The organism is Streptomyces sp. NBC_00344 (genome assembly GCF_036088315.1).
Lineage (GTDB): Bacteria > Actinomycetota > Actinomycetes > Streptomycetales > Streptomycetaceae > Streptomyces.
Genome location: NZ_CP107996.1, coordinates 138,957 through 163,188 on the forward strand (window position 1 = coordinate 138,957; position 24,232 = coordinate 163,188).

Here is a 24,232-nt window from a genome sequence, read left to right on the forward strand (position 1 = left end):
CGACCGACACCTGCCACCACCCGACGACAAGGAGCCGAGTGCGATGAACGAAGTACGGCACACCATCACCGTCGCGGCAGCGCCGGAGACCCTCTACACACTCCTCGCCGACGCCACCCGGTGGCCGGTCGACTTCCGTCCCACCGTCCACGTGGAACAACTGGAGCGGCCGGAACAGGACGGCGGAAGCGAGCGCATACGGATCTGGGCACTGGCCGGCGACACGGTCAAGACGTGGACCTCCCACCGCGAACTGGACCCCCAGGGGCTGCGCATCACCTTCCGCCAGGAAGTCTCCCAGCCGCCTGTCGCGGCGATGTCGGGCGCATGGAGGCTCACCGCGCTCGCCGACGGCGGCACCGAGATCGCTCTCGACCACCGTTACCGGGCGATCGACGACGACCCTGCGACGCTGGCCTGGATCGCCGGCGTGACGGACCGCAACAGCCGCGCCGAGCTGGCGAACCTGAAGGCGTCGGCCGAGCAGGCGGATACGCGGGCGGCGGGCCGGCTGACCTTCGAGGACACCATCATGGTGGAGGGCGGCCGGTCGGCGGACGCATACGCCTTCCTCTACGAGGCGTCACGGTGGCCCGACCGGCTGCCGCACGTCTCCCGGATGGACCTGACGGAGGACGAAGAGGGCGTCCAGACCATGGAGATGGACACCATCACCGCGGCAGGCGACCGGCACACGACCAAGTCCGTTCGGGTCTGCTTCGATGGCGAACGCATCGTCTACAAACAGACGGTGCTACCGCCGCTGCTGAGCGCCCACACCGGTCAGTGGCGAGTGAGGGCCGTCGACGGCGGCGTCACCATCACCTCGGAGCACACCGTGGTGATCGACCCTGCCGCCGTGACAAGCGTCCTGGGCGACGGGGCGAGTGTGGCCGGCGCCCTCGAGTTCGCACGCAACGCACTCACCGGCAACAGCCGGATCACCCTGGAGCATGCCAAGGCGTTCGCCCAGGGCAACCTGGCCCCCGCGCCCGGCAGCTGAACGCGGCTCATGAAAAGCGCCGTCGCCGTCCGCTGGGCGTACGCCGGGACCGACCCGCGCTCCCAGGCCCGGAACCTGCTGCGGACAACCGCCGCGAAAGCCTGCGCTGCCCGCCCGGCCGATGTGCGGATCGGGCGGGCGGTTTCGGGACGACCGGAGCTGCTGGGGGCCGCCGCCGGGCTGTGCGCCAGCGTCAGCCACACCCGCGGGGTCGTCGCGGTCGCGGTCACCGAGCCGCACGCGGAGCTCCTTGGCATCGGGGTCGACGTGGAGGCCATACGCCCGCTCGACGCGGTGACGCTCGCCGAGCGGTGGTTCACCTGCGGTGAGGCGTCGTGGCTCCTGGCCCTGCCGTCCGCCCTTCGCCACGTCGGCCTGCTGGACCTGTGGACACGCAAGGAGTCGGCGGGCAAGGCGGTCGGCCTGGGACTCGCCGGCGGCGGACTGCGCAGACCTGTGGGAAGCCCGCCACCGGGCACCGCCCCCGGCGCCTCCCGGCAGCTGACACCGCTGCCCGGCAACCGGGATCTGGCGGGCGCCGTCCTGCCCGGCCCGCCCGGCTACGTACTTGCCTGCGCCGTCCACGGCCCCGCTGCCGTGACCACGACCGCCCATGTCACGAAAGACCGGCCGGCGCCGCCCGTCGGCGATCCCCACCATCCATGCGATCCACGCAAAGAGAGTGAGCATGATGCCAACCGCTGAGGACACCGCCGCCCATCACCAGCTGACCGAACTACGCGAGATCAAGGAAGCGGTGCGCCAGGGACCGGACCCGGAAGCCACCGAACGCCAGCACGCCAAGGGCAAACTCACCGCCTACGAGCGCATCGAACTGCTGCTGGACGACGGCTCGTTCACCGAGATCGAGGCACTGCGCAGGCACCGCGCCACCGGCTTCGGCCTGGAGCGACGGCGGCCTCGCACCGACGGAGTGGTGACCGGCTGGGGCACGGTGCACGGCCGCACCGTCTTCGTGTACGCGCACGACTTCCGGATCTTCGGAGGCGCGCTGGGCGAGGCCCACGCCACGAAGATCCACAAGATCATGGACATGGCCATCGCGGCCGGTGCGCCGCTGGTGTCCCTGAACGACGGCGCCGGCGCCCGTATCCAGGAGGGCGTCTCGGCGCTGGCCGGCTACGGCGGCATCTTCCAGCGCAACACCCGGGCCTCCGGTGTCATCCCGCAGATCAGCGTGATGCTCGGCCCGTGCGCGGGCGGCGCGGCCTACAGCCCCGCCCTCACCGACTTCGTCCTCATGGTCCGCGAGACCTCACAGATGTTCATCACGGGCCCGGACGTGGTCCGCGCGGTCACCGGTGAGGAGATCACCCAGAACGCCCTGGGCGGCGCCGATGTGCACGCGGCCCTCTCCGGTGTGGCACACGCCGCCTACGACGACGAGGAGTCCTGCCTGGAGGACGTCCGCTTCCTCCTGTCACTCCTGCCCGCCAACAACCGTGAACTCGCGCCTGCCGAAACCGGTTCGGATCCTGCCGACCGACGCACCGACGCCCTGTACGACCTCGTGCCGCGCGACCCCAACCGTGCCTACGACATGCGCACGGTGATCGAGGAGATCGTCGACGACGGTGAGTTCTTCGAAGTCCATTCCGCCTGGTCCACCAACATCCTGTGCGTGCTCGCCCGCCTCGACGGCCATGTGGTCGCCATCGTCGCCAACCAGCCCTCCTCGCTCGCGGGAGTACTGGACATCGGAGCGTCGGAGAAAGGCGCCCGCTTCATCCAGTGGTGCGACGCGTTCAGCATCCCCCTGGTCTCCCTCGTCGACGTACCCGGATTTCTGCCCGGCGTGAGCCAGGAGCACGGCGGCGTCATCCGACACGGCGCGAAGTTGCTCTACGCGTACTGCAACGCCACTGTCCCGCGTATCCAGTTGATCCTGCGCAAGGCATACGGCGGGGCGTACATCGTCATGGACTCCCGGTCCATCGGAGCGGACATCTCGTTGGCCTGGCCGTCGAACGAGATCGCGGTGATGGGCGCGGAAGGTGCGGCGAACGTGATCTTCCGGCGTGAGATCGAGGCCGCCTCCGACCCGCAAGCGGTACGGCAGCAGAAAATCAAGGAATACCAGACGGAACTCATGCACCCCTACTACGCAGCGGAGCGAGGGCTGGTGGACGACGTCATCGACCCGGGCGACACCAGATCCTGCCTCATCCGTTCCCTCACCATGCTGCGCAGCAAGCACGCCGATCTGCCGTCGCGCAAACACGGCAATCCCCCGCTGTGACGCCGGACGGTCACGACCGCATCCGCGTACTGCACGGAAATCCCAGCAACGAGGACCTCGCCGTACTTCTGGTCGTACTGCACGCCACCGCACAGCGCCCCACCGCGACCCCGGACCGCTCCCCCACCCCGAAGGCCGACTGGGCGGATCGTCGGCAGGGCCCGAACCCGCCGGCCGGTTCGTGGAGAACCGCACCATGAGGAACACACGCGGAAACCCGCGGGCCGGTGGCGGGGCCGGCCGCGGGCACCCCGGAAGTGTGTATCGCGCCCAGCAGGGGCGCCAGCTGACTGACATCGTGACGGATTCCGCTGGTCAGGGGCATCGCCAGGCAGGAATCGTGCGGGCCGGAGCATCCCGGCCCGCACCGCTCGTGCACGCCGGGATAGCCGCCTCACGAGTACGGCGGCGGACACGCGTCCGGATCGGGATACCTTCGCTGTCCACGCGGCTCACGAAGCCCATGTCCTGGACGCACTCACCCCGGCAGCGACGCACCCGGCAGGGCGCGCGGCGAGGTGCTCATGGCAGCAACAGAACCGGGGCAGACGCGGTACAGCGGGAATTACGGCTTCCTGCCGCAGGACACGGACCTCGCTCGAACTTGCCGGACGCGGGCCTGAGGTCACCGGCCCGCCACCGCAGACAGTGCGGGACCAGGGGCACGGCCGCCGGGCGGCAAAGAACCGATCGCCCTCCAAGCCGACAGGACGCCGGCCCTTGGAGACTGCTCGCCTACGCCGCAGCCTTGCGCCGCAGCTGGGGGGCAGCACCGGAGAGAATCTGCTGATGAATATTCTGAACGTTCGATGACGGCGCTATTCCCAGTTCCGCCCGCAGCGTCTTGTGCAGTTTCCGGAATGTTTCGAGCGCTTGCGCCGGACGCCCGGAACGACAGAGAGAAATCATGAGAAGAGAATGGATGTGCTCATGAAGAGGATCCTGAATCGCCAGGCCGGATAGTTCGCCAATCAACTGATGATGATGACCCAGGTGCAAATCGGCTTCTATCCGCTGCTCGAGCACGACCGTACGGGCCTCTTCCAAGGCGGTGCGATGGGCCAGAAGCTGCGGCCCGACCTGGACGTCCGCCAGAGCAGGACCGCGCCACATCTGCAGGGCCCTCCCTAACGACACCCTCGCACTCCGATAGTCGCCCCCCGCCAGTTCATGGCGCCCCTGCTCCGAGTGCCGGGCGAACGAATCGGCGTCCTGAACCCCGTCCTGGCCCGGCGACAGCTGATAGCCCCACCCCGTGTACGGCAACACGTTCCGGGACACTTCCTCGGTGCTGACCTGCAACGTCGCGGCGAGTGAACGTCTCAGCAGAACAATGTAGGTCTGCACCACGGTCAAGGCGCTGGCCGGCGGACCGTGCTCCCACAGATCGTCCACCAAGAGCCCCACCGGCACGATATGACCGGCACGCGCAGCGAGCAGAGCAAGCAACTGGCGAGGCTTCGGCGCGGACGGCGCCGCTTCACGCCCAGCCGATCCGACGGTGAGAGGCCCGAGAATCCCGATGTCCATGCTTCCCCCTGGTTCTGCGCCCATGACGCGACGCGTCGGCATCGAACCCCGGAGGAACCATCCGCACTGACCCTCCCCCGAGCGATCAATTGAACAATACGATAGTTAACGTGTCACCTGTCAAGGCGAATCGGTGTGTTATTACTCCGATTGACTTCCGGTGGAGCCCATTCCGCATTACCTTCCTTTGCGCAATACATACCGGTAATCAGAAGCCCCGGCACCACAACCCCCACACCACACCACCGACCACGAACACAACCCGGCGCGCGCGACACACCACCCCCAATCCACCCCGCAAACCAGGCAAAGAGCCCCCCCCCCCCCCCCCCACCCCCCCCCACCACCAGCACCCGCCGTGACAGCCAACGGCCCAACGGGTTCGCATGCGGCCGGTGCTGGAGTCAGGATGTCCCGAAGGGCTGACGATCAGCACTGCCAGGGCAGTAGCCGATACAGACGGTGCCACGATCCGGGCGGGGCCAGCACTCGCAGCCACGGGAACCGCCGCGGCAGGGGCATGAGAAACGGCACCGCTGCGCTACCGGTCGTGAAGGGCGGCGCCGGGCTCGCCGACGTGGCTGCGGTCCCCGCGGAACGCCCCCGGCGTCTCGCCCGTGCGGAGACGGAAGAACTTCGTGAAGTCGCTCGCGTCGGCGAACCCGAGGCGTCCCGCGACGTCCTTCGCGGGCAGGCCGCTGTGCCACAGAAGACGCTTGGCCTCGAGCAGCACCCGGTCGTCGACATACTGCTTCGCCGTCCGGCCGGTGACGGTGAAGGCCGCACGGGTCAGCGTGCGCGGACTGTAGCCGAGCGCCGCCGCGTAGTCTTCGACTCGGCGGGTCAGCGCGTGGTCCCGCTCAACGGCCGCGTGGAAGCGGCGGAAGGTGTCCGACGCGGCGATCGGGCCCGGCGCCGCTTCGCGGACCGTCGCGAGACGCACCAGCAGCACGGACAGCAGGGCACGCAGGACCTCGGTGTGGAACTCCAGCGGCAGGGACGCCATCTGCCCGTACTCGTAGGCGAGATGCTCCAGGGCCCTGCGCAGCCCCTCGGCCTGCGGGCCATCGGGGGTGAACGGCCGCTGCTCGTACGGCGGATCCATGTGCGCGGCTGACACGGTCGCGGGCGGCAGAAATCCCGGCTGGAACAGAACGATCACCCCGTCCGCCTCGACGAGGTCCGCACCGAACCGCTGCACCTGGCCCGGCCGGATCCACAGCCACGAGCCGGGCCTCAGCTCGTGCTCGATGAAGTCCACCCACACCCGAAGGGGCCGGGTGCGGGCGCCGATCACCTGGTGGAATGCGGGCCGCAGCGGCGTGTACGGGTCGTTGCCATGACTGCGGGAGCGTTGGTACAGGTCGGCGAGCTCCATCACCTCGACCCCGGCCGGCGCGCCCACGGTCGGTGTGTACGCCAGGTCCCTGACGTCGGCGTGTCCTGGAGAGTGTCCGTTTTTCCCCATCGTGAGTCCCGAGGGTACCGCTGCCGCGCCCGAACCGCCTCCTAGCGTGAAAGCACAGGTCAGCAACATGCGAGGAGCGGTCCGGTGCGGTTGGTCGTGGGAATGACAGGGGCGACGGGCGCCCCCTTCGGTGTCCGTCTTCTGGAGCATCTGCGGAAGCTGCCGGACGTGGAGACGCATCTGGTGCTCTCCCGCTGGGCCCGCACCACGATCGAATTGGAGACCGGACTGACCGTGGCCGAGGTGTCGGCCCTCGCCGATGTCACGCACCACCCCGACGACCAGGGCGCCGCCATCTCCTCCGGTTCGTTCCGGACCGACGGCATGGTGATCGTGCCGTGCTCCATGAAGACCCTCGCGGGGATCAGGACGGGATACGCGGACGGGCTCGTGGCTCGCGCCGCCGACGTGATCCTCAAGGAGCGGCGCAAGCTCGTCCTTGTCCCGCGCGAGACACCGCTGAGTGAGATCCATCTGCAGAACATGCTCGAACTGTCCCGTATGGGAGTGCAGTTGGTGCCGCCGATGCCCGCCTTCTACAACAATCCGCGGACCGTCGACGACATTGTCGACCACGTCACCGCCCGCGTGCTCGACCAGTTCGACCTGCCCGCCCCCGCCGCCCGGCGCTGGGCAGGTATGCGTGCGGCCCGTGCCGGTCAACGTGACGTCGCCTGAACTCCCCTGCCACGCAAAGGAATGACCCATGCCCCACGACGATCTGCGCAGCTTCCTGGACACCCTGGAAAAGGAGGGACAGCTTCTGCGCATCACCGATGAGGTGCTGCCCGAGCCCGATCTCGCGGCTGCCGCCAACGCGACCGGACGCATCGGCGAGAACGCCCCCGCCCTCCACTTCGACAACGTCAAGGGCTTCACCAACGCCCGTATCGCGATGAACGTGCACGGCTCCTGGGCCAACCACGCCCTGGCGCTCGGTCTGCCGAAGAACACCCCGGTCAAAGAGCAGGTGGAGGAGTTCGCCCGGCGCTGGGACGCCTTCCCCGTCGCGCCCGAGCGCCGGGTGGACGCGCCGTGGCGCGCGAACACCCAGGAGGGCGACGACGTCGACCTCTTCTCCGTGCTGCCGCTGTTCCGTCTCAACGACGGCGATGGCGGCTTCTACCTCGACAAGGCCGCCGTCGTCTCCCGTGACCCCGATGACCCCGACGACTTCGGCAAGCAGAACGTCGGCACCTACCGCATTGAGGTCATCGGCCCGAACCGGCTCGCGCTGCAGCCGGTCCCCATGCACGACGTCGCCCAGCACCTGCGTAAGGCCGAGGAAGTGAGCGAGGACCTGCCCATCGCCATCACCCTCGGCAACGACCCCGTGATGGCGATCGTCGCCGGGATGCCGATGGCTTACGACCAGAGCGAATACGAGATGGCCGGCGCGCTGCGCGGGGCGCCCGCCCCGATCGCCACCGCGCCGCTCACCGGCTTCGACGTGCCATGGGGCAGCGAGGTCGTCATCGAGGGCGTCATCGAATCCCGGAAGCGGCAGATCGAGGGCCCGTTCGGGGAGTTCACCGGCCACTACTCGGGCGGCCGCCGGATGCCGGTCATCCGTGTCGACCGCGTCTCGTACCGCACCGACCCCGTCTTCGAGTCGCTCTACCTGGGCATGCCGTGGAGCGAGGTCGACTACCTCGTCGGGCCCAACACGTGCGTACCGCTGCTCAAGCAGCTGCGTGCCGAGTTCCCCGAGGTGAAGGCGGTCAACGCCATGTACACGCACGGCCTGATGGTGATCGTCTCCACGGCCAAGCGGTACGGCGGGTTCGCCAAGGCAGTCGGGATGCGGGCCATGACGACGGCGCACGGGCTCGGCTACGTATCCCAGGTGATCCTCGTCGACGAGGACGTCGACCCGTTCAACCTGCCGCAGGTCATGTGGGCGATGTCCGCCAAGGTCAACCCCAAGGACGACGTCGTCATCATTCCCAATCTGTCGGTCGTCGAACTCGCGCCCGCCGCCGAGCCTGCCGGCATCACCAGCAAGATGATCATCGATGCCACGACACCGGTCGCGCCCGACGTCCGTGGCAACTTCTCCACCCCGGCCAAGGACTTGCCGGAGACCGCCGCGTGGGCGGCCCGGCTGCAGCGCCTGATCGCCGACCGCCACTGACGCCCACCGTCATACGCCGAAAGGACTACTCCTGTGAATGACCTGCCCGCCGAGTGCCCCCGCTGTGCCTTTGCGGTGCTCACCCGCCTCGCCACATCGCCTGTCCCCGGGGTGTGGGACGTGCTCCAGTGCGGACGCTGCCTCTACACCTGGCGCACCAGTGAACCCGCCCGCCGAACCCGTCGTGACGCCTACCCGGAGAGCTTCAAACTGACCGAGGCCGACATCGCGAACGCGATCGAGGTGCCCGCGGTCCCACCGCTGCGCAGCCACGGCTGACCATTGCCGGAGCCGGCACCGAACGTCTTCACGTCGTCCCTCCAGAGCCGTCTCAACGCGGAAGTCCGGGACAAGCCCGCCGGCTACCGCACGGTGTCACGCTGAGGGACCGCCCACCCGTCGTCCACGGGCCGCTCGGCCGAACCGGGGTCCCGACCGGATACGGTGCGAGTGCCGATCCGGTTGCCACCCAGCCTGCACCCGAACAGCGAAGGGCAGCCGGCGGCGCGGACGCGCGGACGATCGGGGAGTGCACGTCGCGCATGCCCGAGGGGCGGCGGGCGGTCGCTGCCCCGCATGCGGTACGAAGACCGGTGTGAACGAACAGACTCAGCCCGCGACGCTTCGCGTGTTCATTGCCCTCGCCCCACCCGACCGAGCGAAAGACGAACTGGCCCGGGAGCTGGGCACCGCCTATGGCACACACCCGCACATGCGGTGGAACCGTATCGAGGACTGGCACATCACCCTGGCGTTCCTCGGGGAGCTACCGGCCGGCACCGTTCCCCTCCTGCGCCCGCCGCTCGCCGAGATCGCAGCATCCCACCGACCACCCCGCCTGGCGCTGCACGGCAGCGGAACCTTCGACGAGCGGGTGCTGTGGAGCGGAATCGAGGGAGACCTCGACGAACTGCACATGCTGGCCGCCGACGTGCGAACCGCAGCCCAGAGCTGCGGCGTCGCCTTCGAGAACCGTCCCCTGCGCCCCCACCTGACGTTGGCCCGTGCCCGCCGAGGCGATCGGACCTCGGCAGTGGAGATCGCCGCAGGGTTCACCGCATTCACCGGTCACCGATGGTCTGCCGAACGGCTGCATCTGGTCGGCAGCAACGCCGGCCGCAGCAGTGGACCGATCCACTACCGCGACATCGAGGCCTGGCCGCTCGGCAGCGGGAACCGCACAGGACCTTGAACGAACCGACCAGGGGGACCGACAAGCCGTACGGGGCCGACAAGCCGTACCCGACCGGCAGAAATCCCCCCGGCGTGGTCGTCGATCCCCTGCGCGACCCCATCGGCCAGAGGCTCCGCACAGGCGGTGCCTCTGGCGCGTACCGAGCGGCGCCGGCAACGACATGAGGGACGCCGATGGGCCGGGCCACATCGAGCTGCGTGACCTGGGAGCCTCCCGCATCGGGCTGGAGCGACAGGTCCCACGGCTGCACCGACGCCTTCGCGGAGGACGACCTCCATGACGGCCACCCGCACGTCGCCGGCGAGGACGCTCGCTCATCTGCCGGCGACGCTCAGCCTTCCGTCCCGCCGGGGAATCCCCCGGACCACAACCTGATACGGAGGTCTCAGATCAGTTCGGGCTGCGGTTTCGCGATGTGCGATTCCGGTTGCTGCGCCGGTGCGGCGTTCACGTCCCACAGCTTGGCGATCCGCACGTAGCCGTGGACCACGGAGGCCATCGCCAGTACAAGAAGTGGACCGGACACCCACGGATGGCCGGCCATCTCCTTCGGCAGATAGCGATACGACACCAGGAGCGCGGCGAAGATCGTCGTGCCGTAGGCGACCAGCCGGATGCGTGACCGGTCCCAGCCACGGTCGAGCGAGCGCATCGCCGCCTCGACCGTGAACGCGAACACGACGCCGGCAACGAGATCCACGCCGTAGTGGTAGCCGAATCCCAGCGTCGCGCCGAGCGTGGCAATCAGCCAGAACGTGCCTGCGTGTCGCAGAAGGCGTGGGCCCTTGCGGGAGTGGATGAAGATCGTGGTCGCCCACGCCGTGTGCAGGCTGGGCATGCAGTTGCGAGGGGTGATCTCGTCGAACGGTATCCGGTGCGGGGTATGGATCGGCGGAGGGGTGTTCGGCCACAGGTTGGTCACCGCCCAGTGCCCGCCGTCGGCGCCATAGGCGAACACCGGCCCGACCACCGGGAAGATCATGTAGATGCCCGGCCCGAGCAGGCCAATGACCAGAAAGGTGCGCACCAGATGATGGCCCGGGAAGCGGCGTTCGACCGCAACGTTACGCAGCTGGTACAGCGCGACGATGGCCGCTGCCAGCGGGAGCTGACCGTAGACGCCTTGGAGCACATGGGCGCCGATCGGGCCGCTGGCCTCGACGATCCGGCCTGCCAGCCATGACGGGTTGCCCAGCGCGTGATCGGCGGTTGCCACGTACTGGTCGAGCACCGCCGGGCGGGTCTTCGACGTGATCAGCAGCCAGGTGTCGCCGGTCTTGTGGCCGGCCACCAGCAGGAGGCCCAGCCCGACACCCTTCAGCAGCAGGACGCGTTCCCTGCCGGTGCGGCGTGTGATGGCGATGACCGCATAGCCCAGAATCACCCACAACGCGCCATTGCCGAAGCTCATCCTGGCGTCGGCCGCCCACCGCACCAGCCAGAAGGCGACGTCGATGCCGATCGCGGCGCCGGCCGCGATGAACCGTTGCCGCCAGGTGAGCACCACCATCATCAACGCCAGGCCGGCGTACAGCAGGGGTCCCGAATGGGGGGCGAATATCACCTCACGCGCCTGGTTGGTGATCGGCCCCGGCAGGCCGTAGCGACGCGCGGCAATCTCCAGCGTGATGAGGAATCCGAGGACCGCCACACCCGCCGTGGCCCACAGCATCACCCGTGGTTGACGCCACGCGGCGAACGCAACTCTGCAGTTCATTCGCGATATGAGAGATATCAACTGTTTGGTCGCCTTGTTGGATTTTTTGACTGACTGACTGACTCACCCCTCGCGCTAGACAGTTCCCTAGTGAAGGACGGGCGATTAGTACGATCGTCTTGAGTTCGGACATGTTATCGGACCGTGCGGTGGGTTTCCCTGGTTTCCCCAGCGAGGGTGACCCCGGCGCGACAGGGCTCAGCTCCCCCACGTCCGCCTCGCCGGCACGGGGGCGGCGCGGGGTGCAGAGGTACAGCGCGGAGTGGCCCGCAGCAGTCGTTGATGGCGGACAGGACGGTCTCGAAGTCCTCGGAACGGCCGGAGAAGAACACGAGGCCCTTGTACTCGCAGGTCTTCTCGCCCACATCGCGCGCCCCTGGGGCGTGAGTTCGCCTATGGTCGTGATCGTTGCCCGGCGGCTCTGGTCGAGCCCGGTGACACCTACGATGGTCGGGTCGCTGCGCATCGTGTTCTCGATCATGCCGACGATCTTCGGTCCGCAGCGCATTCCCTGAACCCGCGCTTGCCGGTGGAACGGTTCCGACCGGCCCCCCTCGGGCCGTCTCGCGGCGACGGTGAACCCGGCAGCAAACCTCCCGCCGGTTGCTTCGGCCTCCCGGGCCCGTTGGCTCGGTCGGATCGCCGAGGACCGCCACGGGCCGTAGCCGGTGGGCGGCGATCACGCTGGATCACAATGCAACGCAATGCAACAACCGGCCGTACGGCGGCCGGCCTCGGATACGGCCGGCCCAGCGGTCGGACACGCTGCTTCGGCGCGTAGCGGTGATCGGCCCAGGGACCTCAGCCCGGGCGTTGCCTGTTCAGGCCCGTCCCGGCATTGCATCCCGGCCGGCCTCCCGGCCCGACGGTGCGGAACGAAGCACGAAGGCCGTCACACCGTTCCCCGCCATGGCATCCGCAGTCGGCAACACCCGGTTCCGCCTCCCCCACTTCAGGCACGCCCCACCCCTTGTGCCGCAACTCAGCCCCCCTTACTGTTCGAAATCGCTTGAATCTGTTTGGTGTTGATCCCTCAAGCAGGGTGGAGGCCCCCGTGCACACTCATCGGAATCAGGACGGTTCCGGGGTCGCGAGACTCACCTACCGCCGAGGGTGGTGGGCGGTCCTCGCAGCGGCCGTGGCCATCGCCCTGTTCGCGGGGATGACGGCGCCCGCCGTGGCCAGAGTTGCCGGCAGGCCGGCGCCGACCGCCGTGTCCGCCGCTTCCGCCGTCAACTCATCGGCGCACAAGGTGACGTTCGACGGTTACTCGTTCCTCGTCGACGGAAAACGCACCTACCTGTGGTCCGGGGAATTCCACTACTTCCGGCTGCCGAGCCCGGATCTGTGGCTCGACATCTTCCAGAAGATGAAAGCTGCCGGCTTCAACGCCACATCCCTGTACTTCGACTGGGGGTACCACTCACCGAAGCCGGGTGTGTACGACTTCAGCGGGGTACGTGACGTCGACAAGCTGCTCGACATGGCGGAGGAGGCCGGGCTCTACGTGATCGCGCGCCCGGCCCCGTACATCAACGCGGAAGTCGACAGCGGCGGTCTGCCGGGGTGGATGACCAGCAAGGCCGGGCACAACCGCACGGACGATCCGCAGTTCCTCAAGTACTCCGACGAGTGGCTGAGCCAGATCGACCGGATCATCGCCCGGCACCAGATGACGAACGGCACCGGGTCGGTGATCGCCTATCAGGTCGAGAACGAGTACTACAACGGCTCGGCGACCGCCCGCGCCTATATGAAGCACCTCGAGGACAAGGCGCGTGCCGACGGCATCACCGTGCCGCTCACCGGCAACAACAACGGCACCTTCAACTCGGGTGAAGGCGCTCTGGACGTCGACGGCCCGGACTCCTACCCACAGGGCTTCAACTGCTCGAATCCCGCGAAATGGAACGGCGTCCCCGACCTGAGCTACGACCACCCGGCCGGAAAGCCGTTGTACTCGCCGGAGTTCCAGGGCGGCGCCTTCGACCCGTGGGGAGGGCCGGGCTACGACAAATGCGCCCAGCTGATCAACGACCAGTTCGCCAACGTCTTCTACAAGCAGAACATCGCCGTCGGTGTGACCGCGCAGAGCTTCTACATGACGTACGGCGGCACCAACTGGGGCTGGCTGGGCATGCCGGAGAACTACACCTCCTACGACTACGGTGCGGCGATCCGGGAGAACCGCCAGCTGGACCCGAAGTACTACGAGGACAAGCTGATCGGCTACTTCACGCAGTCGGTCGCTCCGCTGACGAAGACCGATTCGATCAGGACCACACCGCCGGACAACTCCGCGGTCGCCGACACCGCGCGGATGAACCCCGACACCAAGACGCAGTTCCACGTCCTTCGGCACGGCAACTCGACGTCCACTGCGGCAGACACGACCCACATCGCGCTGGACTTCAATGCCCAGGTGTCCACGGACACCAGTTACACCTGGGACGACACCGACTCCGCGCTGCACTACACCGGCTCGTGGTCGCACGTGGCCGACCAGAGCTACACCGGCAGCGACTACAAGAAGACCGAGTCGTTCTCCAAAGCCGCCGGCGACTCGGTCACCGTCCCCTTCAACGGCACGGCGGTCCGCTGGATCGGGTCGAAGACCAACAATCACGGCCGTGCCGACGTCTACCTCGACGGCACCAAGGCGGCGACGGTCGACGACTCCGGCGACGACAGCCAGGCAGTGGTCTTCCAGCAGACCGGCCTGGCCCCCGGGGCGCACACGCTGAAGATCGTTGTCGCCGGCAACCACAGTTCCGGTTCGTCGGACGACTTCGTGTCCGTCGATGCCGTCGACGTGCCGACGGCCGCAGCATCGACGCCGACGTACCCGGTCGTGCCGCAGCAGCCGGGCACAGCTATCACGCTCGCCGGGCGCGACTCGCACGTCATCGTGGCGAACTACCGGCTCGGGGACTCACAGCTGCAGTACTCCACCTCCGAGATCATGACCCACGCGACCATCCGCGACCGGGACGTGGCGGTCCTCTACGGCGACCCGGGCAGTGACGGCGAAACCGTCCTGCGCTACTCCTCCAAGCCCACCGTGACCAGCAGCGGCAGGCCGGTCACGACCACCTGGGACGCCGCCACCGGTGACCTGCGTCTGAACTACACGCACAAGGGCCTGACCCGTATCAGCATCAGCGGCGGAGGAACGCGCCCGCTCCTGCTGCTCGTCGGCGACAAGGCGAACGCCGAGACGTTCTGGCGCCAGGACACCGCGGCCGGCCCGGTGCTCGTACGTGGCTCCCACCTGCTGCGGACGGCGACCAGCCGGAACGACGGCAGCACCGTGGCCCTCACCGGTGACAACGCAGATGACAAGAACATCGAAGTGTTCACCTCTGCCGACCGGGTCACATGGAACGGCAGCGCGCTTGACGACAGTGCCACCGAGAGCGGCAGCCGCACCGGCCGGATACCGGTCGCGGCCCCGGTCCAGCTGCCGTCGCTGACGAACTGGAAGCACTCCGAGGAATCGCCGGAAGCTGCCCCTGGTTTCGACGATTCCCGCTGGCAGGTGGCCGACAAGACCACCACCAACAGCGTCTCCGGCATCAATTCACTGCCGGTGCTCTATGCGGACGACTATGGGTTCCACACCGGCAACACGTGGTACCGCGGCCGCTTCCGCGCCACCGGCAAGGAGACAGGCATCCACCTGGTCTCCGACTCCGGCGGCACAGCGCAGGCGTTCTCCGCCTGGCTCAACGGCACCTTCCTCGGCAGTTCCACGACCGGCAGCGGCGACTTCACTTACCCGGCCGGTTCGGTGAAGCCGAACGGCGACAATGTCATCTCCGTACTCACCGTGAACATGGGACACGAGGAGGACTACAACTCGACCAACGGAAACAAGACCGCCCGCGGCCTGACCAGCACCTCTCTCATCGGAGCACCGCTGACCCCCGTCACCTGGCGGCTGCAGGGCGTGCGCGGCGCCGAGAACCTGCTCGACACGGTGCGGGGGCCGCTCTCGACGGGCGGTCTGTACGGCGAGCGGGCCGGCTGGTCCCTTGCCGGCTTCCCGGACGACAACTGGAGCCACACGTCCCTGCCGACGACCGACACCCGGCCAGGTGTCTCGTGGTACCGCACGGACGCCAGCCTGAAACTGCCCCATGGCCAGGACACCTCTCTGGGGCTGACGTTGACCGACGATCCGTCGCGCAAGTACCGCGCCACGCTCTTCGTGAACGGCTGGCAGGTCGGCAACTACGTCAACTACCTCGGCCCACAGCACACCTTCCCGGTGCCGAACGGGATCCTGAACCCGAACGGGCACAACACCATCGCCATCGCCGTGTGGAACCTGGACGGCAGCAGCGGCGGCCTCGGCAAGGTGTCGCTCACCAACTACGGGAGCTACGCTTCCTCCCTTCGAGTCGCGCAGAACAACAGCCCTGGCTACGACCGGCGGACCTATGCGATGCCCGAGAGGCCGGGAGTGGATGTCGCCCTGGACGTGCCGAACACCACGGAATCAGGGCACGCCTTCACTGCGAAGGCTACGGTGCACGTACCCGGTGGCCGACCGCAGGCCAGCCGGCTGACGGCCTCACTCGGACTGCCCGACGGCTGGAGCGCCAGCGCCACCAGCCCCTCCTCGGTGAAGCACCTCCTTCCCGGCAGGTCGGCGGACTTCACCTGGAAGGTGCGGCCGCCGGCCGGAACCCTGTCATCGGCTTCCGCACTCACGGCCACGGTGCGGTACGTGCAGCACGGCCGGGAGGCCACCCGTGGTGACGAGCGCATCGTCGGCGGCATCCCGCCTGCTCCGCCCGCCGGCAAGGACGCCGTGAGCGATCTGCCGTTTCTCTCATCCACCAACGGGTGGGGCCCCGTTGAGCGCGACAGCAGTGTCGGGGACCAGGCGGCCGGGGACGGCGTCCCGATCAGCATGGCCGGGGTCGGCTACGCGAAGGGGCTGGGCACCAACTCGGTCAGCGACGTCGAAATCCATCTCGCCGGAAAGTGCTCGCGGCTGACCGCGGACGTCGGTGTCGACGACGAGACCGGTGGCGGTGGGACAGTGACCTTCTCCGTGATCGCCGACGGCAAAACCCTGGTCACCACCCAGAAGATCAAAGGCAAGCAGGCCGCGGTGCCCATCGACGTCGACGTCACGGACGTGCAGGTGGTCGACCTGAAGGTCGGCGATGCCGACGACGGCAACGGCAACGACCACGGCGACTGGGCGACACCGACGCTGACCTGCGAATAGGCGTTTCGATCACGGGTGGTGTCGACACGTGCCGGAGCCTGAACATGAAGAAGACCTCCGTGTGGTCGGAGCTGTCCACGAACCCACCGCACGGAGGTCTTCGTGTCCCCACCGAAGGCCGCAATCGCGCCTCGACAACACTCCCGCCGCGTTCGACACCGTGCTCGCCCGCACCAAAACCGACGGCATCGGCATCGGCCTGCTGGACGCGTTCGACAGCATCACGATCCACTAGCACCGCGCCCATGGAGCGTTCGGCCCGTCACGGCGGCGTATCCGCCTGCGACAGCAGCTCGACCGCCTAGTCCTGGCGGCCTGTTGCGGCGACGGTGACGCCGAGGCCGATCATCGTGAGGCCACCAACGCCGCCAACCAGGGCGAGGCGCTGCGGTGAGCGGGCGAACCAGTTCCGCGTGGTGGCCGCGACCAATCCCCACACGCTGTCGGAAGCCACCGCGATGAGATTGAAGACCAGGCCGAGCAACAGCATCTGAACAGTTACGTGCCCCTGGCTGCGGTCGACGAACTGAGGCAGTACGGCGGCGAAGAAAACGATGGTCTTGGGGTTGGCCACGCCGACTGCGAACCCCTCCCACAACGTACGCAGGCTGCCGTGTGCGGAGCCGGTACCGGTGAACGCGGCATGCAACGAACCGCGCTGCCGCACCGCCTTGACACCGAGGTACACCAGGTACACGGCGCCCGCGAGCTTCAACGCAGTGAAGACGAGGACCGAACGCTCCACGACGGCCCCGATCCCGAGCCCAACAGCTACGACGAGCACGTAGGCTCCGAGGGTGTTCCCCACGACCGTGGTCAGCGCGGCACGACGCCCCTGCGCCAGCGCCCGCCCGATCACGAACAGCACGCTGGGGCCGGGAATCACGATCAGCAGGAACGACATGGCCGCGAACGCCAGTAGCCGGTCGGTAGACATCATGGAGCACATGTAAGCACGGGGGCCGTTCATGGCTGAAGCCCTTTTTCTCCGCATACGGACCCGGTAACCAGGGACACGCAGCCACGCGCTTGCTCGCGCCGGTCACCCCAGTCGCTCAGCTCTCGCGTCCCGTTCCTGGCGGCGGCCGGGACGGTCCGCGCGACTGCTTCGGAGGGTGGAGGCGGCGCGGGCCCTCCCGAGGCAGGCCGGCCCCGGGAGGGCCCGCGCTTCAGGGCGACAGGCGGGGCTCACGCGGCGGGGCGAGGGCATTCAGGAGGGCGGCGGCCAGGCAGGTGCGTTCCAGCATGCCGTTCACGCTGGCGTATTCGTGGCGGGCGTGCGCGCCGTCGCCCACGGCGCCCAGGCCGTCCAGGACCGGTACGCCGAGTTGCGCTGCGAAGTTGCCGTCGCTGGCACCGCCCACGGCGCATTCGCGCAGTTCCAGACCCAGCGGGGCGGCCAGGTCGCGGGCCAGGGCGTACAGCCCCGCGGTGCCCGCTCCGCGTTCCATGACGGGGCGGTTCCAGTCGCCGCTGACCGTCAGAGTCGCCCGGCTGTCGTGCGGGGCGAGGGCGGCGAGCTCTGCGTCGATGCGGTCGATTTCCGCACGGGTAGCCACCCGCACATCGATGTCGGCGCTGGCGTGTCCGGCGGTGACGTTGCTCCGGGTGCCGCCGCTGATCGTGCCCACGTTGACCGTGGTACCGGCACCGGGGTCGCTCAGGGCGTGCAGTGTCAGTACGGCGCGAGCCAGCTCGTCGACGGCGCTGACACCCGATGCCGGGTCGAGACCGGCGTGCGCCTCGACGCCGTGGGCCTCCACACGGAACAGGCCCACTCCTTTGCGCGCGGTCTTGACCGCGCCATCGGCGGAGGCTTCGAAGACAAGGGCGCAGCGAGTGCCTGCCGTCTCCGACTCGATGACGGGCCGGGACGCGAGGCTGCCGATCTCTTCGTCGCCGTTGAGCACCAGCCGCAGGGGCGGCCGGTCCGCGCCGGCGGCGTCCAGTGCGCGCAGGGCCCATACGGCCTGCACCAGACCTGCCTTCATGTCGAACACCCCGGGACCGGTGATCCGGTCGCCGTCGACCCGGAAGGGCCGGTCGGTGAGTGTTCCGATCGGCCAGACCGTGTCGTAATGGCACAGCATCACCACCGGGTCGGCGGCTTCTCCGGATGCGCCCGGATAGTCGTGCACGATGGTGTCGCCGTACTCGCCGCCGTCGAACCTCCGCACCCGCAGAGGCGGGCCCAGACGGTCGGCAAGCCAGCCTTCCAGCCACTGCAGCGTTGCGCGAAGGGCGGGTTTGTCGTCGCTGGGCGATTCGAGACCGACGTAGTCGCGCAGGTCCTCGGTCATCGTCGCGCGCTGCTCCCGGGTCCAATCGCGCAGGCGGAGAAGGTCGACGGTCGGCGTGCTGCTGCCCGTGGTCACGCGTTCACCTCCGGAGTGCCGGCCGCGAGCTGGTCGAGGTGTTTCTCCGTCATATTGCTTTCTCCGCTTTCGACATGTGCCAGTTGGTCGAGCATCGCCGCCAGGTGCGGCAGCGACAGGCCGTGTTCCAGGGCAGCGGCCAGCACCGGGCGGTAGTGGTGCGGCACTTCGGTCGGCCTGCGGCGGACCGTGATGTCACGCCAGATGCCGCTGCGGTCCTTCGGCTGGGTGCGCAGCCATGTCACCAGCCGGTCCGTCACCGCTTCCCGGTGGGCGGGAGCCGCCGTCGGCAGGTACCCGGACGGGTCGAACGCGTCGAAGGGCTCAAGCGCTACGCCCCGTGCGGTGGCCACGGCGAACACCTCACCGGCGAGTGTGTACATCAGTGGCCGGTGCGCGTCGATCAGGTCAGCCATGGGGGCATCGGCGAGGGCAGTGGCGGCCAGCATGGCCCCGAAGCCCAGTTTGGCCCACAAGTAGCCCGACACGTTCGTGGTGAGGCGCGCGGGGCCCCACGCCTGGAGGTCGGCCACCACCTGCCGGACACGTGTGCTGGGCCGGCCGTCCAGTTCTCCGACGACGAGTGCGCCGGCGCCCCCGTCGCGTATGGCGCCGGGCGCCACGACGTCCGCGAAGAGATTGACGAAGGCACCGACGGTGCGTTCCGCTCCCAGGTGCTGGGATATCACGTGTTCGTTCAAGCCGTTCTGGAGCGAGACCACGAAGCCGTCCGAGGCGAGACGTGGGGTGATCCAGCGCGCCGTCGCCTCGGTGGCCTGTGCCTTCACGCAGAGCAGTACGCGCTCGAAGGGGCCGCGCGCCTGCTCCGGGGTTACCGCGTCGACGCGTACGGTGCTCTCCCCTGCCGGGCCGCGCAGGGTGAGTCCGTGAGCGTTGACTGCCGCCACGTGGTTCTCGTCGCTGTCGACGATCAGCACGGAGTGGCCTGCCCGCGTCAGGTGGAAGGCGAGAGTCCCTCCGATGGCTCCACCGCCCACGACGGTGTACGCGCGGCTGGTGTCCCTGGTCGTCATGCGGTCCTGCCTTCTACGGGTACGTCGGTGAGCCCGTGCCGCTGGACATCGGTCAGGCCCGGCCAATGCAGCGGTAGGGCGGTTGTCCCTGCGGTGGAACCGCCGTCCACGCGCAGTACCGCCCCGGTGATCCAGTCCGACTGCCCGCCCGACAGCCAGAGCACCGCGCGGGCGATGTCGTCGGGCATGCCGCGACGGCCGAGCGGGTTGACGGACACGGCGGCCGCATATTCCTCGGTGACCGGATTGGCCGCGCTGTCCACGGTCACGAAACCCGGGCTGACGGCGTTGACGCGCACACCGTGCGGGCCCAGCTCGACGGCGCAGGACTTGGTGAGCATCTCCAGGGCGGCTTTGGACGTGGAGTAGTGGGATGCTCCCGGGCGGGCCCGGACAGCGGCGCCGGAACTGATGTTGACGACGGCGCCGCCGTGTCCGCTCGCCACACACGCCCGGGCGAATGCCACGGTCGTCAGCATGGCCGCGCGGACATTGACGTCCATCACGCGGTCCCAGATCTCAGGCGTCATGTCCAGCAGCGGAACGGCCGGATAGATACCCGCGGCGTTCACCAGGACATCCACGTCACGGCCCGGCCCGGCAGCACGCTCGATGAGGGCGCCGGCCGCCTCCGTGTCGACGAGGTCGGTCACGATCTCGGTGACCACCGACCCGTAGCGCTCGCGCAGCTTCCGCGCTGCGCCGGCGAGCGTGTCGCCGCGCCGGTCCACGGCTGTGACGCGGGCACCTTCCCGGGCGAAGATTTCGCAGACCGCGGCGCCGATGCCGCTCGCCGCTCCCGTCACGACGACGTGTCGCGGTTTCTCCGGTCGAGACCCGGTGTGCAGCGGCGCGTTCACGAGATGTCCCTTCCCTTGGTCTCGGGCATGGTGAGGTAGACGGCCACGCCGATCAGCGCCGCTGTGGCGACGTACACCCACACCAGGTCGCGGTGGCCCGATGTGCTCAGCCAGGTGGTGACGTACGGGGCTGTCCCGCCGAAGATCGCGACCGCGAGCGCGTAGGGCAGTCCGATGCCGGTGGTGCGTACTTCCGGAGGGAACTGTTCGGCCATCACGACCGCGCAGTTGGCGGAGTAGCCGACGATGAGGACCACCCCGACCAGCTCGACCGCCAGCAGGCTCCAGAAACCGCCGGACACCAGGTGGAACAGGGGCCAGGACAGCAGCAGGAAGCCCGCCGCGAAAGCGGTCATGGTCGGTTTCCGGCCGATGCGGTCGGACAGCAGGCCACCGAAAGGCAGCAGGAGCAGGAAGACGCCGAGAGCGATGGTGTTGGCCAGCAGGGCCCGGCTCAGCGGAATGCCCGTGGTGACATGTGCGTAGGAGGGCATGTAGCTCACCCACACGTAGTAGATGAGGGTGCCTGCGATGGTGATGCCGGCGACTCGCAGCGCGGCGCCGGGGTGTTCGACCAGCATGGCGCGCAGGGCGTTGGCCTTCTTGCGCCCTTCGGCCGAGACGCGCGTGAACGCCTCTGTCTCCTCGACGTTCATGCGCAGCCACAGGCCGACGAGGCCGAGCAGTCCACCGACCCCGAAAGCCACCCGCCAGCCCCAGGTGTGCAGGGCCTCGTCACCGAGCGTCGACGTGAGCAGGAAGCCCATGAGCGAGGCGATGAGTGTGCCCGCACCGACCGAGACCTGCTGCCAGGACCCGGCGAACGCCCGCCTGCCCGGTGCGGCGGACTCGATGAGGAACGCCGACGACGAACCGAACTCGCCTCCCGCGGAGAACCCCTGCACCAGCCGGGCGGCGACCAGTACGACCGGTGCGCCGACGCCGATGACGCTGTATGCCGGGCACACGGCGATCACCAGGGAGGCGCCCGCCATCAGGGAGATGGTGAGGGACATGCCCTTCTTGCGGCCGTGGCGGTCGGCGAATGCGCCGAGCAGCGCTCCGCCGATGGGCCGCATCAGGAAGCCGACGGCGAACACCACCAGCGTCGAGAGAAGACTGGCGGTCTCGCTGTGGGAGGGGAAGAACTGTCCCGCGAAAATGGAGGAGAAGGTCGTGTAGACAGCCCAGTCCACCCACTCGACGGCGTTGCCGATGGAACCGGCCACCACCGCTCTGCGCTGAGCGGGTGTCATCCGATGTGTCACTCGGGGCGGTTCCGGTGCGGAGTCGCGCGACGGTGCCGTGGGGTAGGGGGCACTCATGAGTCGCTCCCCTCGGCGGGGGCCGCGTCCTTGACGTATGCGGCGAGCTGGGCGTGGGTGGCGTACCAGACGTCGAAGCCGGCTATGTGGTCGAGGAGTTCCCGCAGCATGGTCATGCGGGAGCGGTGGCCGATGATGTGCGGGTGCAGAGTGAGCTGGAAGACGCCTCCTTCCTCGACCGCCTGATCGAACTCGTCACGCCAGATCGACAGCACGCCACGCGGAGGCGTGTAGGGGCGCAGGGAGGCATGGCGTTCCATCATGAAGTAGGGAGCGTCGTCCCTGATCCACTCCACTGGGATCTCCACCATTGCGGTGGGCTGCCCTTCGGCGAGGATTTCGTAGGGGTCGTCGTCGGCCATCAGCGAGGAGTCGTACAGCAGGCCCAGTTCGCGGGAGATCTCGAGGGTGTGGTCGGAGAAGTCCCATGACGGTGTCCTGATGCCCAATGGCCGTGTACCGGTGAGGCTTTCCAGCGTGTCGGCGGCCCGCAGGGCCAGGTCTCGTTCGTCGGCGGGAGCGAGCAGCATGTTGCGTTCGTGGATCCAGCCGTGCAGGGCAACTTCGTGACCGGCATCCACGTAGGCGCGTACTTCCCGCGGGTGCAGCAGGGCGGACACGGCGGGCATGAAGAACGTGGCCGGGAGATTCCGCTCGCGCAGCAGACGCAGGATGCGCGGGGCGGCGACCCGGGAGCCGTACTCGCCCTGTGAGAGCTTGCCGGGGCGGGTCTCCCCCTCCCGCAGTGGAATCGTCTCGTGGTCGGAGTCGAAGGAGAGCGCGACGGCGGCACGCGCAGCGCCGGGCCACACGGCAGGCCGCAGGGAACGGCCTGCCCGGACGGCTCCGACGTGGCCACGCCACGTCGTCTCGTCCCACTGCCAGGGCTCTCGGGTGTCAGCGGTCATGGTGGTACTCCTCAGCGGGGACGGGCTGATCGGTGGGGGCGGCCGGCAGGTCCGCTGCCGACGGGGGGAGCGGGCCGTGCCGAGGCCTGGGATCATCGGCGGTGGCGTGCTGGGTGGGGGTCCAGGCGCGTTTGAGGGTGCGCAGCTGAAGGGTCAGATCCGCGGCGTGGACGCCGGGCAGTGCGCCTACGACGTCGGTGGTGTACGGGTACAGCTCGCCGTAGCGCCGGAGCACCATCTGGCCCACCAGGTTGTAGCGGCCGGCGGTGGCGGCCAGGTATTTCGTGGAGGGGTGTGCGGCCAGCGTGATTCCCGTCCGGTCGAGTTCGGCCGGGTCGACGGACAGCCAGAGCATGAACTCGACTTCGTAGTCGAGCACTTCCGGTTCCGCCAGGGTGCGGAACCGCAGGCATCCGGTGTTCACCAGCCGTTCCACCCGGCGCCCCGCGGTCCGTTCGCTGCAGTCGACACGCTCGGCGATGTCCCGGTAGGCCATCCGTCCGGACTCACCCAGCAGTCTCACGATCCGTACGTCGGTCTCGTCGAGCGCTGCGGATGTCTCTTCGTCCCGCAGCCCGCTCTCGAACGGCCGGGCTCCCGCCTCCCCGCGGAGCGCCTGTGCGGCGGCCTCGTCCAGCAGGCCGGGGTTCCAGTCGGGTGCCGAGGTGAACGTGTGCAGTACGGGCAGGCTCTCCGCGTCGACGACCTGGGGCAGCGCGCTCAGAGCCGACTCCAGGACCCTGTCCACGTCCTGGTAGCGCGGGACGACCATCTCGGCCACGCAGTCGGTGCTGCCCGCCACCGAGGCGACGAATCGCATCTGCGGGTGAGCCGCGAGCGCCGCGGCGGCACCGGACGCGGTGCCGGGGCGGCATTTGTAGCGCACCTGAACGGGAACGCCCAGACCGCACCGCAGGACGTCGACGAACCCCACGACACGCACGAGACCGGATTCCTCGAGCTTCGCGGCCCTGCGCATGACCGTCCGAGGTTCCGCACCTACGTGCCGGGCGATCTCGTTCCAGGGGGCCCTCCCGTTCAGCTGGAGGGCGGCGGCGATCGCACGGTCGAGAGGTGTGATGCGTTCGGTTGGCTGCATGCCCCACAGACTGATGGCCCGTTTCAGTCAAAGTCAAGAGTAAAAATGTCATTCACGGTCACTCAGAAATCGATACGGCCGT

General features: G+C 68.6%; 21 protein-coding genes. 11 read left to right on the top strand and 10 right to left on the bottom strand.

What is annotated here, in order from left to right:
- Positions 1-43 precede the first annotated feature (43 nt).
- From OHS16_RS00755 to OHS16_RS00770, 4 genes are read left to right on the top strand one after another with little or no spacing between them, the layout of a single operon-like run.
- A complete protein-coding gene (locus OHS16_RS00755; protein ID WP_328535164.1) occupies positions 44-1,003 on the top strand; it encodes an aromatase/cyclase in 960 nt (319 codons plus the stop codon).
- Positions 1,004-1,012: 9 nt separating this feature from the next.
- A complete protein-coding gene (locus tag OHS16_RS00760) occupies positions 1,013-1,708 on the top strand; it encodes a 4'-phosphopantetheinyl transferase family protein (RefSeq protein ID WP_328535165.1) in 696 nt (231 codons plus the stop codon).
- The gene (locus OHS16_RS00765; protein ID WP_328540665.1) at positions 1,695-3,263 is read left to right on the top strand and encodes an acyl-CoA carboxylase subunit beta; all 1,569 of its coding nucleotides are present in this window, start codon (positions 1,695-1,697) and stop codon (positions 3,261-3,263) included. The genes OHS16_RS00760 and OHS16_RS00765 overlap by 14 nt, the downstream gene beginning before the upstream one ends.
- Complete coding sequence (locus OHS16_RS00770; protein ID WP_328535166.1) at positions 3,260-3,463, top strand: acyl-CoA carboxylase subunit epsilon; 204 nt, start codon at positions 3,260-3,262, stop codon at positions 3,461-3,463. Before OHS16_RS00765 ends, OHS16_RS00770 begins: the two co-directional genes overlap by 4 nt.
- Positions 3,464-3,998: 535 nt before the next feature.
- On the opposite strand, the gene OHS16_RS00775 is transcribed toward OHS16_RS00770, so the two are convergent.
- On the bottom strand, positions 3,999-4,793 hold the full coding sequence (locus OHS16_RS00775) for an AfsR/SARP family transcriptional regulator (RefSeq protein WP_328535167.1): 795 nt from the start codon (positions 4,791-4,793) through the stop codon (positions 3,999-4,001).
- Positions 4,794-5,334: 541 nt separating this feature from the next.
- Positions 5,335-6,261 (bottom strand): helix-turn-helix domain-containing protein, encoded by a 927-nt coding sequence (locus OHS16_RS00780; RefSeq protein WP_328535168.1) that lies wholly within the window; start codon positions 6,259-6,261, stop codon positions 5,335-5,337.
- 84 nt (positions 6,262-6,345) lie between these two features.
- On the opposite strand from OHS16_RS00780, the gene OHS16_RS00785 reads away from it, so the two are divergent.
- The 4 genes from OHS16_RS00785 to thpR all read left to right on the top strand — a co-directional run bounded on the left by OHS16_RS00785 (position 6,346) and on the right by thpR (position 9,587).
- Entirely contained in the window at positions 6,346-6,939 is a 594-nt protein-coding gene (locus tag OHS16_RS00785) for a non-oxidative hydroxyarylic acid decarboxylases subunit B (protein ID WP_328535169.1), read from the top strand.
- 28 nt (positions 6,940-6,967) lie between these two features.
- Positions 6,968-8,395: a non-oxidative hydroxyarylic acid decarboxylases subunit C gene (locus OHS16_RS00790; protein ID WP_328535170.1), complete on the top strand. Its 1,428-nt coding sequence runs from the start codon at positions 6,968-6,970 to the stop codon at positions 8,393-8,395.
- A gap of 33 nt (positions 8,396-8,428) precedes the next feature.
- Entirely contained in the window at positions 8,429-8,674 is a 246-nt protein-coding gene (locus tag OHS16_RS00795; RefSeq protein WP_328535171.1) for a non-oxidative hydroxyarylic acid decarboxylases subunit D, read from the top strand.
- Positions 8,675-8,990: 316 nt separating this feature from the next.
- Positions 8,991-9,587: an RNA 2',3'-cyclic phosphodiesterase gene (gene thpR / locus OHS16_RS00800; RefSeq protein WP_328535172.1), complete on the top strand. Its 597-nt coding sequence runs from the start codon at positions 8,991-8,993 to the stop codon at positions 9,585-9,587.
- A 388-nt stretch (positions 9,588-9,975) separates the two neighbouring features.
- Here the strand turns inward: thpR and OHS16_RS00805 are convergent, their stop codons facing one another.
- On the bottom strand, positions 9,976-11,262 hold the full coding sequence (locus tag OHS16_RS00805) for a phosphatase PAP2 family protein (protein ID WP_328535173.1): 1,287 nt from the start codon (positions 11,260-11,262) through the stop codon (positions 9,976-9,978).
- 287 nt (positions 11,263-11,549) lie between these two features.
- On the opposite strand from OHS16_RS00805, the gene OHS16_RS00810 reads away from it, so the two are divergent.
- The 3 genes from OHS16_RS00810 to OHS16_RS00820 all read left to right on the top strand — a co-directional run bounded on the left by OHS16_RS00810 (position 11,550) and on the right by OHS16_RS00820 (position 16,784).
- Positions 11,550-11,822 carry a hypothetical protein gene (locus OHS16_RS00810; RefSeq protein WP_328535174.1) on the top strand — a complete coding sequence of 91 codons (273 nt, stop codon included), beginning with the start codon at positions 11,550-11,552 and terminating at the stop codon, positions 11,820-11,822.
- Positions 11,823-12,469: 647 nt separating this feature from the next.
- Positions 12,470-16,549 carry a beta-galactosidase gene (locus OHS16_RS00815; RefSeq protein ID WP_328540666.1) on the top strand — a complete coding sequence of 1,360 codons (4,080 nt, stop codon included), beginning with the start codon at positions 12,470-12,472 and terminating at the stop codon, positions 16,547-16,549.
- Positions 16,550-16,610: 61 nt separating this feature from the next.
- Positions 16,611-16,784: a hypothetical protein gene (locus OHS16_RS00820; protein ID WP_328535175.1), complete on the top strand. Its 174-nt coding sequence runs from the start codon at positions 16,611-16,613 to the stop codon at positions 16,782-16,784.
- 66 nt (positions 16,785-16,850) lie between these two features.
- On the opposite strand, the gene OHS16_RS00825 is transcribed toward OHS16_RS00820, so the two are convergent.
- From OHS16_RS00825 to OHS16_RS00855, 7 genes are all read right to left on the bottom strand, one after another.
- Positions 16,851-17,498, bottom strand: a complete 648-nt coding sequence (locus OHS16_RS00825) for a LysE family translocator (RefSeq protein WP_328540667.1) — start codon at positions 17,496-17,498, stop codon at positions 16,851-16,853.
- 220 nt (positions 17,499-17,718) lie between these two features.
- Positions 17,719-18,924, bottom strand: coding sequence for a M20 family metallopeptidase (locus OHS16_RS00830; protein ID WP_328535176.1), 1,206 nt, complete (start codon positions 18,922-18,924; stop codon positions 17,719-17,721).
- Positions 18,921-19,958 (bottom strand): ketopantoate reductase family protein, encoded by a 1,038-nt coding sequence (locus OHS16_RS00835; RefSeq protein ID WP_328535177.1) that lies wholly within the window; start codon positions 19,956-19,958, stop codon positions 18,921-18,923. Before OHS16_RS00835 ends, OHS16_RS00830 begins: the two co-directional genes overlap by 4 nt.
- Positions 19,955-20,818: an SDR family NAD(P)-dependent oxidoreductase gene (locus tag OHS16_RS00840; RefSeq protein ID WP_328535178.1), complete on the bottom strand. Its 864-nt coding sequence runs from the start codon at positions 20,816-20,818 to the stop codon at positions 19,955-19,957. The genes OHS16_RS00835 and OHS16_RS00840 overlap by 4 nt, the downstream gene beginning before the upstream one ends.
- On the bottom strand, positions 20,815-22,074 hold the full coding sequence (locus OHS16_RS00845) for an MFS transporter (protein WP_328535179.1): 1,260 nt from the start codon (positions 22,072-22,074) through the stop codon (positions 20,815-20,817). Before OHS16_RS00845 ends, OHS16_RS00840 begins: the two co-directional genes overlap by 4 nt.
- Before the next feature lie 65 nt (positions 22,075-22,139).
- Positions 22,140-23,051 carry a polysaccharide deacetylase family protein gene (locus tag OHS16_RS00850; protein ID WP_328535180.1) on the bottom strand — a complete coding sequence of 304 codons (912 nt, stop codon included), beginning with the start codon at positions 23,049-23,051 and terminating at the stop codon, positions 22,140-22,142.
- Positions 23,041-24,150, bottom strand: coding sequence for an Lrp/AsnC family transcriptional regulator (locus OHS16_RS00855; RefSeq protein ID WP_328535181.1), 1,110 nt, complete (start codon positions 24,148-24,150; stop codon positions 23,041-23,043). The genes OHS16_RS00850 and OHS16_RS00855 overlap by 11 nt, the downstream gene beginning before the upstream one ends.
- Positions 24,151-24,232 lie beyond the last annotated feature (82 nt).